Raw genomic sequence first — 15,650 nt, forward strand, 5'->3', positions numbered from 1 at the left:
ACAATCTGAAATCAAAAATCTTTATGACATATTGCCGTAACTGATTAGTTTCAATTCCATGTATTCTTTTAATCCTTCAGAACCAGACTCATGGCCTATTCCACTGCTTTTCCAACCTGAAAAAGGCAATTCAGTTCCTTGAGGAGCCCATTCATTAATTCCCACCATTCCAAATTCAAGATTTTCGGCATAGAAATTAGCCGTTTTTATATGATTGGTAAAAGCATAGGAAGCCAGGCCGTATTCCGTATCATTTGCCCATTCTATAACTTGTTCTTTTGTTTCAAAAGGAATTACAATCATCAATGGTCCAAACATCTCCGTTTTAATAAAAGATTGACTTTGTCGCGCTTCAATCAAAGCCGGATGTATAAAAAATCCTTTCTCAGCAGGTTCTCCGCCAATATGAATGTTTGCTCCTTCGCTTTTCGCTTTTTCAAGCATAGCCAAGGAATGTTCCTGTTGTTTTTTGTTAATAAGTGGGCCCAGAAAATCGATATCACCACCGTTAATTCCTGTTTTTAATTTTGAAATATCATCCTTCACAATAGCAATGAATTGCTCAAAAATGTCTGTATGTACATAAAAACGTTGTGGCGAAACACAAACCTGACCGCAATTTCTCAATTTGGCAATCAAAGCTTGAGGAGCAATTACGGCAACATCTACATCTTTATCGATAATCACAGGTGCATTCCCTCCTAATTCCAAAGACAATTTAGTTGCCGTTTTTGAAGCACCATCCATTAATATTTTCCCCACTCGGGTACTTCCTGTAAAGCTTATTTTTTTCAATAAAGGATTATCAATCATTTCAGTTCCTGTGGAAACCGGTTCTGTGTTGATTAAATTGAATACTCCTTTAGGAATTCCGGCTTCGTGTATGGCTGTAGCCAAATTAAAACTCGACAATGGCGTAAATTCTGAACCTCTCATAACTACAGAACAACCAGCGGCCAAAGCAGCTGCAACAGCACGTGCAGGATTATAAGCCGGAAAATTCCAAGCCGTAATCACTCCCACAACTCCCACCGGCTGATAAATAACCATCGCTCTTTTATCGGCTCTGTTTGTAGGAACTACTCGACCGTAATTTCTTTTTCCTTCCTCAGCAAACCATTCAAAAAGATTAGCAGAAACTTGCCATTCTCCTCTTGATTCCAACATTGGTTTTCCTGTCTCCAATGAGGTTTCCTTTGCAAAAGTCTCTACGTTTGTCCGAATATAATTAGCTGCTTTTTTTAATATTTCAGCTCTAAAATAAGGCGTTGTACTTTTCCATTCTTTGAAAGAAGCATCAGCGGCTGCAATAGCCAAATTACAATCGGCAACGTTTCCAAAAGGTACTTTATCAATTACTTCTTCGGTAGCCGGACTTTGCAAATCCCAAGTAGCGCCATCAATTGCGTCGCACCAGTCTCCATTTATATATTGCTTTCTCATGATAGTATTTCTTCTATTGTTTGTTCCAAAATAGATAAGCCTTTTTCTAAAATTTCATCTTCTATAAATAGTGGACTTAAAATTCGGATGCAATTTCCATACGTTCCGGAAGTGATCACGATTAGTCCTTTCTCTAAACATTTATTGACAATGGCTTTCGTTGAATCACCATCAGGCATTTTAGTTTCTGGATTAAAAAATTCGATTGCCAACATAGCTCCCAATCCACGGACATCAGTGATGTTTTTCGGATATTTTTCCTGCAATTGGTTGAATTTTTCTCGAACTATCTTGCCTACTTTTTCGCCAGCTGCATTGATATTATTTTTTTGCATGTAATTGATACTTGCCAATGAAGCCACACAACTCAATGGATTTCCCAAATACGTTCCTCCAATAAGTCCGGGTTTTACGGCATCCATAATTTCTTGTTTTCCAATAACAGCACCAATAGGCATTCCGCCTCCCATCGATTTTGCCCAAGTTGACAAATCTGGAGTTACATCATAATGTTCGTAAGCTGCCCACTTTCCTGTACGACCAAAACCGGATTGGACCTCATCAAAAATTAAGAAAATGTTATTTTCGGTACAGAATTTACGCAAGTATTGAACATACTTTTTGGAAGCAACAGTAAAACCGCCTTCACCTTGCACTAACTCCAAGATAATTGCAGCAGTTTGACTTACAGAAACGGTTGATGAAAAAGTTTTATGCAACTTCATAATCATCAAATCATCAAACTCATCTGAGGTCATTCTGGAGCTCATACTCGGTTTGTAATACGGGAATTCAAGACGATATACTTCAGGGGCATAAGGTCCGGCACCTTCCTTGTATTTCACGTTGGATGTCAAAGTCATCGCCATCATTGTACGCCCGTGAAAGGAACCGTCGTAACAGATAATCCCTGATTTTCCGGTTACGGCACGAGCAATTTTAATGGCATTTTCAACTGATTCTGCACCAGACAACGTCAGCATTGCTTTAGTAGATTCACCGTGTGGCAAAATCTCACATAATTTTTCCGTTAGGTCTAAATATTGTTCGTAAACGGAAACATTGAAGGAAGCATGAATGAATTTATCTGCTTGACTCTTGATTGCTTCAATAATTTCCGGCACACCGTGTCCCGCATTATTGACCCCAATTCCGCCTGCAAAATCTATCAATTCTCTGCCATCAGCATCAATAATAATGGCTCCTTTTGCAGATTGAATGCTGGATGGATTAAAAATTCCTAAAGCGTTTGGAACACTTTTTTTTCTTCTTTCGTATAATTTATCTGTATTATTCATTTTGCTTGCTTGATAATTTTGCTAATTCTAAATCGGGTTGCGCGAATTTGTAAATTTTCATATACATATTTGTTTTAGTATCAAAAACACCTTCCATCGCATGAATTTTATCTCCTATTAATTCGTTTAAATGCTCCATATCCCGACACATAATATTGGCTTCAATATCATAATTCCCCGAGACTGATGCCAAAAAACTAATTTCAGGCAACTTTGCTAATTCCTCAAATATGGTTTTCATGTATGATTTTGGTTTAACCGAAATCAAAACACTTGCGTAAGCATTAAATCCAATTTTATTAGGATCGACCCTGCCAATAATTTGCAAAGTCCCATCTTCAATTAAGTTAATATAACGGTGTCTAATGGTACTCACTGCCACATTAATTTCTTTAGAAATTTCAGTAAACGACATCCTGCCGTCTTTTTGAAGAAGTTTCAATATTTGGTAATCTAATTCATCATCTAATGCACTCATCTTTTGTTTTTTTAAATAACCCTATAAGCGTTTGAAACCCAGACAAGGTATAATTTTCTACACTTTTTTATATTTTAATTCTCCATTAACCCAAGTTTCATTGGCTTCAACGGTAGAAACATCGTCTAATTTAAATGGATTTTTATTCAAAACAATAAAATCGGCATATTTCCCTGCAGAAAGACTTCCTTTTATATTTTCTAAATTATCCGCAATTGCACTTCCAACGGTATAGGCACGTAATGCTTGCTCGAGAGTTATTTTTTGGCTTTCGCCAATGACAAACCCGTCCATCGCTTTTCGAGTCACCGCCGTTTCCATGTTAACCCAAGGATTAATCTCTTTTACCACCGGACCATCAGTAGATAACGCTAAATTTATTCCGTTATCCAAAACAGTTTTACACGGGTAAACCACATCTAATAATTCGTCTGGCAAAGTACTTTTAAAATTATTTGCCAATTCGTAGATGAATATCGGTTGCATCGCCGCAGTCATATTCATGTGTTTAAAATCTTTTATATTTTCATTGGATAAAAACCCAACATGTTCAATTCTGTGTTTTAATGTATTATCAATTTGGAACAAATCACGATACACCTTCAAAGTCAAATCAACTGCTTGATGCCCAATGGCATGTGTAGCAACTGAAAACCCTTTTTCGACAGCTTCTTTGGCTGTTTGATAAAACTTCTCATAATCCAATCTCAAAACGCCTTTGTAACCGTCCGTATTTTTATAAGGAACATTCAATGCTGCTGTAGCCGAACTCAAGCCACCATCAGAGAAAAACTTTACCGTTTTTATTTGCAAAAATTCCGATTCATATAATTCCGGTAAAACCTGAATTTCATCACTTCCATCCGGAATTCTAAGTGGGAAAACATTCATTCGCACTTTCAACAATCCTTCTTGGTCCAATTTAATGTAAGCTGCCAATAATTCAGTATTCGCAGCCGGATCAGTCGCACTAGTAATTCCTAAACTCAATAAATACTTATGCGCTTCCAGAATCATGTTTTTATATTCTTCGAAAGTAAATGGAGGAATATTATTCATGATTAATCCCAAAGCTCTTTCGGTAAAAATACCTTGCAGACTTCCATCTTGATTTTTGCGAATTTCTCCTCCAAAAGGAACTTCAGTAGCTTCATCAACTTCTGAAATTGCTATGGCTTTCGAATTGGCAATTCCAATGTGAGCGCAAGTTCTAATTACGAAAACAGGTCTGTCAGAAATAATTTCGTCTAAATCTTCTTTCGTTGGTAATCGCTTTTCTTCGAGTACCATTTCATTAATTCCACGAGCCATAATCCATTCGGAATTTGGGTTTTTCTCGGCAAACTCTTTCAATAACCTTTTGAATTCCGCAATGGATTTTACACCTCGAACATCCAACATATTAGTGCGAAGATGTCCAATTTTCCAAACATGGATATGCGCATCATTCAAACCCGGAACAACTGTTTGTCCATTAAAATCAAATTCTTTGGAAAACGATCCAAATTGATTTCGCAATTCGGATTCAGTTCCAATAGCTTCTATTTTCCCCAAATGGTTAATTACCATGGAATCCGCTTTTGCAAAAGCAGAATTCATAGTAATAATATTAGCATTATGAATTAAAATTAGTAGCACTCTTTCTTTTTATTTAATGATTTTAATTTAGTCTTTAACAAAAATTAACTCGCTTTATGTGATTGCTTCGTTCCTCGCCATGAAATGATTACTGAACACTTTCCTTAAACTCTTTCGTTCAAAACTTCTTGAATTGCATTTTCAATTACATCCAATCCTTCATGCAATTGCTCATCAGTGATGACAATTGGAGGTAAAAAACGAATACAATTGGTGTACAATCCTGCTCTGATTAAAATCAATCCATTTGCAACTGATTTTTTGATCACTGCCATCGCAAAATCCATATCAGGCTCTTTGGTTTTTTTATCTTTTACAAATTCTACTACCAGCATCGCACCTATTCCACGGACATCACCAATACAAGAAAATTTATCTGCCATAGCATTTAATCGAGTTCTGATGGCATCTCCCACATGAACTGATTTTGCTAAAAATTCAGGTGTGTTTATTTGTTTCACGGTTTCAAGTGCAGCCACTACAGCAATTGGACTTCCTGAATACGTCCCCCCAACACCTCCTAAATGAGGTGCATCCATGATATCAGCTCTACCTGTCACCGCACTAATTGGCAATCCTGAACCTATCGATTTTGCCATCGTTACCATATCAGGAATTACTCCGCTGTGTTCAATTGAAAGGAATTTTCCAGTTCTACCAGCACCTGACTGAACCTCATCGGCAATAAAAACGATACCGTGTTCATCACAAACTTTTCTGATTTTTTCCAAGAAACGTTTTGGCACAGGAATAAAACCACCTTCGCCTTGAACCGGTTCGATAATAATTGCTGCCACCGAAGACGGATCTACATGAGAAATTAAATTCTGGTCGAAACGTTCGATACAATAATCAATATATTCTTCTTCTGTGAAATTATCTGGTTTACGGTATACATTTGGAGAATGAAAACGATAAATATCTTGCGCATAACTACCAAACCCTTTTTTAAATAAAGCGTATTTACTAGTTAAGCTCAACGTAAGTAATGTTCTCCCGTGATACGCTCCTTCGAAACAAATAACCGCAGGTCGCTTCGTGTAATATCTTGCAATTTGAACGGCATTTTCTACTGCCTCAGATCCCGAACAAGCCAATAATGTTTTCTTAGGAAAATGGCCCGGTGTAATTTTATTAAGTAATTCTGCAAACTCTAAATAAGGTTCAAAAGTAGTTACCAATGCGCCAGTATGAAGGTATTTATCCAATTGCTCTTTTATGGCATCAACAACTACTTTTGGTCTGTGACCCAAATTTACCATCCCAATTCCTCCGGCAAAATCAATCAACTGATTTCCATCTACATCCCATACTAAAGCGCCTTCAGCCTTTTCGACAACCACTTCAGTAGATTTTCCTAAACCGGCAGGTAAAGCAGCTGCTCTTCTTGCTAGCATTTCTTTACTCTTTGGTCCAGGAATTTCTGATACTTTTTTAATTTGCGTTCCCATTATTTTTATTTTTTATTTTATTCTATTTTTTATTTTGTAACTGTTTTTTTAAACTATAATCTTCATCGACTGGTAAGTACATCAAGATACTTGCAAACCCAGATTCAGGATCATTTATGTAATTATATAAAGGTTTTATCCATCTGAATCCTGACTTTCGTTGTGGTGTAATGGTTGGATCCGTATATTTATTCATTTCTAATCCGTAACAATATTCTTCAATTGTCATTTTGTCTTTTACTTTTCCGTAACCAATTGTCATTCCGGCTATAATCTGACCTATCAAACCCAAATTTCGACAAACTTCTAGGCGAGCTTTATACATTTCTTTCGAAAGACCTAAACCACGATATTCCGGTAATACTCCCATATCGATGCCATACATCCAATCTCCATCTTGTATATGCACATTGGTTAACCATAAATTATCTGTCTCTTCCAGAAAAGTACTGTCATGTTCTGGAAAATGAGATCTAAAAGTACTTGCCGAAGCAATAATCTTTCCGTCCTCCTCAATCACTAATTGCCCTTCAGGAAATATTTTTATATGATTAGCAAAATGATTTCTATTCAATATTTCTGATTCGTGCAAAGTTGGATAACATTGTGATTGTACATACTCCATCTGAATTACATCGTCTAATGTAGCGTTCCGAATTATAAATTGATTTTCAAAAATACTTTTGTTTATCATATTTTTTACTTTTACATTACATAACCTGCTATTAAATATAAGATTGATGAAACTCCAAATATTACTAACTGATACGGAAATTGTGAAATACCATGTTTCATCATATCTATTTTACAAGATTGCGCCGTAAGAACTCTATTATCAGAGAAGAAACAAGCTGCAGCTCCCCAAACAGTTCCGGATGCCAATGCACCTTGAGTCAACCAAAAATCTGCTCCAAGGGAACGTGATAAAATAGCAGTGGTTGGAACTAAAATCGCATATATTCCCCAGTTTGAGCCCGTAGCCCAACAAATCCATGCTACTAATGCAAAAACAACAAAAGGAAGTGTCGCACCATTCAACCAACTAATTCCTTGTAATTTCTCTGCTACAAATTCATTAAAACCCAATCCGTTTTGAACATCTTTTAATAAATAGGTCATTCCTAAAACGACTAACACGAAAGTGATTGATTCCATCCCTTTAACGAAGTTGTTTGATATTTTATTGAATTTAATTACTCCTAATACTAAATAAAATAAGTATGTAAAGACACAGGCTGTTACTATTCCTCGAAGCGCATCAATACTACTGAAAATTGATTCAGAAGAAAAAGTTACATTACCCCAATATTCTGTATCATATGGATAAGGAAAAATAGTACACCAAATTAATATAACTAAAGGCAAAATAAAATATACTAACTTCCCTTCTCTCGCTGGTTTTTTCTTAACTTTTACAACATTGGGATCAATTACTTTCACACTCGCTTCAGCTTCCCTGATTGCTTTTGAATCCGGGATTAATTGAAATACAACTAATGCTCCTAGAATTAATGAAATCCATGCTGAAAAATTATAAGGAATTGTTCCTAAAAATGCTTCAATAGGGCTCGTAATAACTTTTCCTGCAATGTTTAAAACACCTCCTTCAATAGATGCGATTTGAGTGCCATAAAAAATAGTCCAAGTCGAAATTGGAAATATTATAGTCAATGGCACACAAACAAAACTTAAAACTAAGGCTAACTTTTCTCTTGAAACACCAAACTTATCTGTAATAGGTCTCATCGTATTTCCAATAGACAATGCACTTAGGTAATCATCCAAAAAGAAGAAAAAACTAAGAAAGTAAGTCATTATTAAAGACTGTTTCTTATTTTTAACATGATTTTCAGAATATCTACCAACCGCATTTATTCCGCCAGAAGCCACTAATAATTGTACAAATGCTCCATATAATATACATACTAATATTACCCAAATTAATCCTTGATCATGAGCATCTCTAGAAATGGATGAAAACATCCCATCAAACATATTAAGAGGAAAAATCATCCCTTGCCCTTCTGGAAAAAATTCTTTAGAGCCACCTTGCATAGCTAGTAAAACGAAACCTACACCGCAACCTATAATTAAAGGTTCTAGAGCTTTTCTTGTCATTATAGCAATTCCCAATACAGTAAAAGCAGGAACTAAAGCATGCCAATTGATAAAATAACAAAGTCCTGCCAGAAATAGAAGGGCGACTCCAATAATAGTTGAGATTGATTTCATTGATTTTTGGTTTTTGGTTTTTGGTTAATAAAATAATTTAAACTGGTTAGTTTTAAATTTTTACTTAAAAGCAATATTATTCAAGTTGTAAATAAATTAACAATTAGGTTAATATTTTGTAAATCTAACAATATTTTTAATACACACAAAAAATATTATTCTTTTTTTGATAAAAAGTGTATATTTGAAAAACTAAAAAAATAAAATCATGGTATTTGATGAAGTAAAAAACTTTATAAACGGGGAGTTTAAATCAGGTAGCTCAAGCAATATTCATACAGTCATATCGCCATTAGACGGTACTGAATTGACTACTTTCAAGGAATCTACCATGGAAGATTTGAATGAAATTATAAATTTTGCTCAAAAAGCACAAAAAGCCTGGCAAAAAGTTACCTTAAAAGAACGCGTGCAAGTTTTTTATAAATACAAACGATTACTGGAACAAAACAGTACTGAACTAACCGAAATTATTTACCGTGAAAACGGAAAAACACACGGGGAAGCCAAAGCCGAAATTGACAAAGCAATTGAACTGACCGAATTTGCCTGCTCATTACCACAATTTGTAAATGGTGAGAATATGGAGGTCAGCAAAGGAGTTTATTGTTCTTCGACTAAATTACCATTAGGAATTGTGGCTTCGATTGTTCCTTTTAATTTTCCAACTATGGTTCCGCATTGGACCATTGTAAATGCAATTGCATTGGGGAATGCTTTCATTTTGAAACCATCCGAAGCGGTGCCAATCAGCAGCCAATACACAGCAAAACTATTGAAAGAAGCCGGACTTCCTGATGGCTTATTTAATATTATAAATGGCACGCAAACAACCGTTGAGAATCTTTGTGATCATCCGAATATTCAAGCCATCACTTTTGTGGGTTCTACGAAAGTGGCAAAAATAGTGTATCAACGAGCCAGTCATAATTTGAAACAGGTTTTAGCTCTTGGCGGAGCAAAAAATCATATCATTCTTCTTCCAGATGCGCATCCTGATATGGCATCCTCCAATATTGTGGCTTCCATGAGTGGCTGTGCAGGACAACGATGCATGGCAGCGGCTACTTTAATAGCAGTAGGAAATTGTGATGCCATTCTAGACAAATTAATCGACGATGCTAATAAAATTAAATGTGGAACAACATTAGGCGCTGTAATTTCGAAAGCAGCCAAAGAAAAAATTGAGTCCTATATCACCGAAGCCGAACAACAAGGCGCAAAAATCATTTTGGATGGTCGAAATACGATAGTTCCGGGGAAAGAAAATGGTCTCTATGTTGGACCAACTATTATAGATTATGCCACTGCTGATATGCGGGTGGCAAAAGAAGAGATTTTTGGACCAGTTCTTACGATTATTCGCGTTAATACGATTGACGAAGCTTTGGCAATTGAAAACGCAAATCCTTATGGAAACGCCTGCTCCGTATTTACACAAAGTGGTGGATTAGCCAATTATGTTACTGAAAATGCCTCAGCAGGAATGTGCGGTGTAAATATTGGTGTTCCTGTTCCCAGAGAACCTTTTGGTTTTGGTGGATGGAATGATTCAAGATTTGGTTCAGGAGATATTACAGGAAAAAGTGCAATTGGATTTTTTACGAAAGAAAAGAAAACGACGACAAAATGGAATCCTGAAGCGGGGACAAACTGGATGAGTTAAAAGATTTTCGAATGATGATTAACCATTTTTGATTTCAAATTTTTGAGAATTGAAAAATTAAAAAAATTAAAATGACTAAAGAACAAATAATAAGTGATAGTAAACAATACAGTTTGTTTACTTGGGTTGCCCAAAAAAATGTAAATCCTATTCCGATTGAAAGAGCCGAAGGCGTTTATTTATATGAAACAGGCGGGAAAAAAATAATCGATTTCTCCAGCGGATTAATGTCGGTGAATATTGGTCATGGCGATCAGCGTGTTACTGATGCCGTGGTTGATCAAATGCAAAAAGTGAGTTATGTAACGCCTTCTTGCACTACAGAAATTCGAGCCAAATTAGCTAAAAAACTGGCGGCCATTTGCCCGGGGGATTTAAACAAAGCTTTTTTTACACTTTGCGGTGCTTCATCTATTGAAAATGCAATAAAATTGGCCCGTTTATATTCGGGAAAACATAAAATATTTGGAAGATATAGAGGCTTTCACGGAAATTCATCAGCAAGTATGACTGTGGGAGGGGATCCTAGAAAACAATATACGGATGCACAACAATCGACTAATGTTTTTCATCTGGACGATCCTTATGATTTTTATGGTTTAAGCGATCAAGATGAAGAAACGAGATTGAAATGGAGTTTGGATGCTATAGAAAGAATCATTCGCTATGAAGGCGGTCATACTATTGCTGCTTTTATTTTCGAAGGAGAAAGCGGTTCATCTGGTTGCCTTCATTATCCAAAAGGATATTTAAAAGGTATAAAAGCATTGTGTGAAAAATATGAAATTCTATTTATTGCCGACGAAGTAATGAGTGGCTTTGGAAGAACAGGAAAATGGTTCGGATTTGAACATAGCGACATTGTGCCTGATATGATTTGTATGGCAAAAGGATTAACGTCCTCTTATCTACCTTTAGGTTGCTTAATGGTTTCAGATAAAATTGCAGAAAAATATGAGGATTCCCCGTTATGGCTTGGATTAACCTATAATTCGCATCCAGTTTCCTTAGCCGCATCGCTGGCGGTTGTTACTATTTATGAAAGCGACAACTTAATAGAAAATACAATTAAAATGGGCGCTTACATGGAGAAACGTATTAACGAAATGCGCGCAAAACATCCTTCCATGGGGAATTTTAGAAACAAAGGATTACTGGGTTGCTTAGATGTTGTAAAAAGTAAAGAACCGTATCAATTGATGGCTCCTTTCAATGCTAATGCTGCCGAAATGGATGTTATGAATAAAGTGGGTGCCAAGTTAAAAGAGCTGGGATTGTACACGTTTGTTCGTTGGGGTTATATCTTTATCGCACCGCCACTGATTATTAATGAAGCGCAAATCGATGAAGGATTAGCTATTATTTCTGAAGCTTTAAAAATAGCAGACAATCACATGAACTAATACATTTTTTCTATAGGAAAGAATTAAATTTTTTAAATAACTCTTTCTTATAGGAATTTTAATTAAAAATCCTTTGTCGTTATGGATTTATTTTTGTTTTTGCTAACAAAAAAACCGTCTAATAATTCAAATATTTTTTCTCTTTTTAAAGGTTTTGTAATATAATTTTTAAACCCTAGATTCAGAATCATTTCTTGATCTTCAGCAGAGGAGTAAGCCGTTTGAGCTATAACAATTAAGTCCGGATTCGTTTCTTTTATAATTGCAAAAGCATCTAAACCATTCATAACTGGCATTTTGACATCCATAAAAACTAAATCAATATCTTTATTCACCGCACAAATATCAACTGCTTCCTGACCGTTATTTGCTCGAAGAATTGTATAATTCCTTAATTGTAAAATTTTCTTTAATAACAAGAAATTTATATTATCATCTTCAGCAATCAATATCGTTTCATTTCCGGAATTAGAATCATAACTAGCCTTTGTGTTGTTCTTAGCTTTTCTTTCTGATTCTTCAAAAACCAATGGTATTTTAAAAGTAAAAATAGAACCATTACCAAACGATGACTTTACAGTAATTGAACCTCCTAACATTTCGATGTATGCTTTAGAAATAGCCAAACCTAATCCTAGTCCGTTTGATTCTGCATGAAAATGATCCTCAACCCTTAAAAACCGGTCAAATATTGCTTTGAGATTTTTTTCGTCAATCCCCCTTCCAGTATCTTTTACGGTAAAAACTACAGTTCCATCATTTTCATCTATTTCGTAACCAAAGGAAATCGAACCTTTATCTGTGAATTTAATTGCATTTGCAATTAAATTCACAAGAATCTGTTTTAACTTAACAACATCTGTAAGTAAATATTTTTTAATAGGATTCTGACATTCAATGACAAAAAAATCAAATTGTTTTTCTTTCGGAATGGTGACTTTTATGGTTTCATATAATTCTTTAATACATTTGTTAAGGTTAATCCCCTTATATTTAGGCTTGATTTGAAGTGCATCAATCTTAGACATTTCAATAAGATCCTCAATAATCGAGACCAAATTAATACCACTTCTATTAATTATTCTTAAATACTCTGATTTATCATTTTCATCTAAATCAGGATTATTCAACAAATCACTAAAACCAACAATAGCATTCATTGGAGTTCTAATTTCATGTGATAAGTTAGCCAAAAAAGAAGATTTAAGTTTATCGCTTTCCTCTGCTTTATGCTTAGAAATCTCTAATTGTTTACGTTGATTACTATTTTCTTCAAAAAGATTCCCTATATACCCAAATTCTCCCTTTGTTCTTTTTAAACTACCAATCGCAAACAGACTGCCAGTTTCTAAAATACTGGTGATTAATTTTAATGGATTATAAACCCAACGTTTGGTAAAATACAGACAAATTATAATATTCAATAGCGAAGCTAGTATTACAATGTAGAGAATCTCTTTTGTGTTTTTAAAATTTAGATTAAAAACTCTTTTAAAAGTCAATTTTGATATACTATTATTTTTATAATCTTTAAGATTTACGTTTACACTAACTAAATCTTCTTCAGCTTTATTTATATGATTTACCTCCTCTAAACTCACCTTCGAGCTGGTTATTTGATTCAGATTTTCCAAAAATTGTTTGTCTAAAAGCCGAACCATAAAGAAAAAGCCGGAAGGGTTGGATTTATTCTTTTTAGGATCATTTGAAGGGTGGATTGTTGCTCCAAAAACCTCGATTATTCCTTCCGGAATTCTCAAATAAAACCGAGTAATTTTAGACTTATAAAGCTGTACCATTATTTCTTTCTGAATAAAATTGTCCGTTTTAATCTTAGAAGAATTTGTTTTTTTTATCAAATTATTATTTGAATCATAAACACCAATATAATCCATGTTGTAAGTTTCAAATTGGCTTGCAACAGACTTTTCATACCAGTTTTCATCTCTCGTCTTGGTATATTTTACTAATGCATCCCAAAATGTGACGTCAATAATTGTGGCAATAGGCGTTTCAGAATTAAGTTTAAGAAGGGAATTAACTTCATTTTTATACTGGTTAAATGTACTTTTATAAAATTGTTTCTCTTCTTGAATTGTATAAAGATAAAGGGATGCATATAGCAGTAAAAAGAACAAACTTGTTGCCACAATCAACAATAAAAGTTTGTAGTAGGTATTAATATTACCGGTTTTTTTCATAGCGCAAAGTGGTATTTTCTGGAAAATAAAAATTTTCGATTTTTCTTATAAAAACTGCTGTTTTTTTTTAGAAGAAATATCTTATTTCTTTTGCGCAAGTTAAACTTTTTTTTCATTAAATAAAAAAAACTATATTGTTGAATATGAAGCTTTCAATATAATTATAAAAAAAATTAAATGAATCGTCTATTACCCGACAAAGTACACATATAATAGCGCAAAACACCTTATATTTGGCCGTACTAAAAACAAAAAACCAGCTTCATCAGCTGGTTTTTTGTTATTTTTATAAAAGTTATAAAGGAATATTTCCGTGTTTTCGTTTAGGGGTTACACTCTCTTTATGTTCGAGCATTGTAAAGGCTTTTATCAATTTGCGTCTTGTCTCTTCTGGTAAGATTACTTCATCTACAAAACCACGCTGTGCAGCGGTGTAAGGATTCGCAAACAAATCAGCATATTCGGCTTCTTTTTCCAAGAGTTTTAATGCAGGATTTGCCGCTTCGTTAATTTCTTTTTTAAAGATAATTTCACTGGCACCTTTGGCTCCCATAACGGCAATTTCGGCAGTGGGCCATGCAAAATTCATGTCCGCACCAATGTGTTTTGAATTCATAACATCATATGCGCCACCATATGCTTTCCGAGTAATGACAGTAACGCGTGGAACGGTAGCTTCACTCAGCGCATACAATAATTTGGCTCCATGAACGATAATTCCATTCCACTCTTGATCGGTTCCCGGTAAAAAACCCGGAACATCTACCAAAACCAACAATGGTATATTAAAAGCATCGCAAAAACGGGTAAATCGAGCCGCTTTTATTGAGCTTTTCACGTCCAAACAACCTGCTAAAAACATTGGTTGGTTCGCTACAATTCCTATACTTCTACCTCCCAATCTGGCAAAACCAACGAGAATATTTTCGGCATAGTTTTTATGAATTTCAAAAAACGAATCTTCATCAATTATCCCAGCAATGACGTTATGCATGTCATACGGCTTATTTGGATTGTCAGGAATAATATTCGATAATTGCTCCCGAACCTCATCACCCAATTCATATGGTAAATTCTGAGGCGTTTCTTTATTGCTTTGTGGTAAATAGCTCAACAATTGTTTTAAATCCTCTAAACATTCCACATCATTTGTCGAAGTACAATGCGCCACTCCTGACTTAGTTGAATGTGTACTTGCGCCGCCTAATTCTTCCGAAGTTACGGTTTCATTGGTTACGGTTTTCACTACGTTTGGTCCCGTTACAAACATATAACTGGTATCTTCAACCATTATGGTAAAATCAGTCATGGCAGGAGAATAAACGGCTCCTCCGGCGCAAGGTCCCATAATCGCAGAAATTTGCGGAATCACTCCAGAAGCTTGTACGTTTTTAAAGAAAATATCAGCATAACCGCCCAATGAACGAACACCTTCCTGAATACGCGCTCCACCAGAATCATTTAAGCCAATCATTGGTGCACCCATTTTGACCGCCATATCCATTATTTTACAGATTTTTTCGGCATGAGTCTCAGACAAAGAACCTCCAAAAACTGTAAAATCCTGAGCAAAAACATAAACTAATCTTCCGTTTATCGTTCCGTATCCAGTAATTACACCGTCTCCATAATACAACTCTTTTTCCATACCAAAATCAGATGTACGGTGCGTTACTAGCATACCAATTTCTTCAAAAGAACCTTCGTCCATCAAATATTCAACGCGTTCTCTGGCAGTTAGTTTTTTGTTGGAATGCTGTTTTTCGATACGTTTTTTACCGCCACCCAAATGAGCTTCGGTAATTTTATTGTTTAATACTTTTATTTTAGAATCCATAAT

11 protein-coding genes are annotated in these 15,650 nt (G+C 35.1%); 2 read left to right on the top strand and 9 right to left on the bottom strand.

The genetic code is table 11. The features are described 5' to 3' along the window. Positions 1 to 21: 21 nt before the first annotated feature. The 7 genes from C4S35_RS08810 to C4S35_RS08840 all read right to left on the bottom strand — a co-directional run bounded on the left by C4S35_RS08810 (position 22) and on the right by C4S35_RS08840 (position 8,540). Positions 22 to 1,443, bottom strand: coding sequence for an aldehyde dehydrogenase family protein (locus tag C4S35_RS08810; protein ID WP_103999828.1), 1,422 nt, complete (start codon positions 1,441 to 1,443; stop codon positions 22 to 24). Further along, positions 1,440 to 2,741: an aspartate aminotransferase family protein gene (locus C4S35_RS08815; RefSeq protein ID WP_103999829.1), complete on the bottom strand. Its 1,302-nt coding sequence runs from the start codon at positions 2,739 to 2,741 to the stop codon at positions 1,440 to 1,442. Before C4S35_RS08815 ends, C4S35_RS08810 begins: the two co-directional genes overlap by 4 nt. Next, entirely contained in the window at positions 2,734 to 3,219 is a 486-nt protein-coding gene (locus C4S35_RS08820) for an Lrp/AsnC family transcriptional regulator (protein ID WP_103999830.1), read from the bottom strand. Before C4S35_RS08820 ends, C4S35_RS08815 begins: the two co-directional genes overlap by 8 nt. A gap of 57 nt (positions 3,220 to 3,276) precedes the next feature. Continuing rightward, positions 3,277 to 4,818: an amidohydrolase gene (locus C4S35_RS08825; RefSeq protein WP_103999831.1), complete on the bottom strand. Its 1,542-nt coding sequence runs from the start codon at positions 4,816 to 4,818 to the stop codon at positions 3,277 to 3,279. Positions 4,819 to 4,961: 143 nt separating this feature from the next. Continuing rightward, on the bottom strand, positions 4,962 to 6,308 hold the full coding sequence (locus C4S35_RS08830) for an aspartate aminotransferase family protein (protein WP_103999832.1): 1,347 nt from the start codon (positions 6,306 to 6,308) through the stop codon (positions 4,962 to 4,964). Positions 6,309 to 6,330: 22 nt separating this feature from the next. Next, the gene (locus tag C4S35_RS08835) at positions 6,331 to 7,002 is read right to left on the bottom strand and encodes a GNAT family N-acetyltransferase (RefSeq protein WP_103999833.1); all 672 of its coding nucleotides are present in this window, start codon (positions 7,000 to 7,002) and stop codon (positions 6,331 to 6,333) included. A gap of 11 nt (positions 7,003 to 7,013) precedes the next feature. Further along, entirely contained in the window at positions 7,014 to 8,540 is a 1,527-nt protein-coding gene (locus C4S35_RS08840; protein ID WP_103999834.1) for a Na+/H+ antiporter NhaC family protein, read from the bottom strand. Between the two features lie 208 nt (positions 8,541 to 8,748). Between C4S35_RS08840 and mmsA the strand changes: the two genes are divergently transcribed. Together mmsA and C4S35_RS08850 are read left to right on the top strand one after the other, a co-directional pair. Then, positions 8,749 to 10,206, top strand: a complete 1,458-nt coding sequence (gene mmsA / locus C4S35_RS08845; RefSeq protein ID WP_103999835.1) for a CoA-acylating methylmalonate-semialdehyde dehydrogenase — start codon at positions 8,749 to 8,751, stop codon at positions 10,204 to 10,206. A 71-nt stretch (positions 10,207 to 10,277) separates the two neighbouring features. Next, positions 10,278 to 11,609 carry an aminotransferase family protein gene (locus C4S35_RS08850; RefSeq protein WP_103999836.1) on the top strand — a complete coding sequence of 444 codons (1,332 nt, stop codon included), beginning with the start codon at positions 10,278 to 10,280 and terminating at the stop codon, positions 11,607 to 11,609. Positions 11,610 to 11,671: 62 nt separating this feature from the next. Here the strand turns inward: C4S35_RS08850 and C4S35_RS08855 are convergent, their stop codons facing one another. Further along, positions 11,672 to 13,810: an ATP-binding protein gene (locus C4S35_RS08855; RefSeq protein WP_103999837.1), complete on the bottom strand. Its 2,139-nt coding sequence runs from the start codon at positions 13,808 to 13,810 to the stop codon at positions 11,672 to 11,674. A gap of 295 nt (positions 13,811 to 14,105) precedes the next feature. After that, positions 14,106 to 15,647, bottom strand: a complete 1,542-nt coding sequence (locus C4S35_RS08860) for an acyl-CoA carboxylase subunit beta (protein ID WP_103999838.1) — start codon at positions 15,645 to 15,647, stop codon at positions 14,106 to 14,108. Between the last annotated feature and the right edge of the window lie 3 nt (positions 15,648 to 15,650).

The organism is Flavobacterium urumqiense, from assembly GCF_900108015.1.
Lineage (GTDB): Bacteria > Bacteroidota > Bacteroidia > Flavobacteriales > Flavobacteriaceae > Flavobacterium > Flavobacterium urumqiense.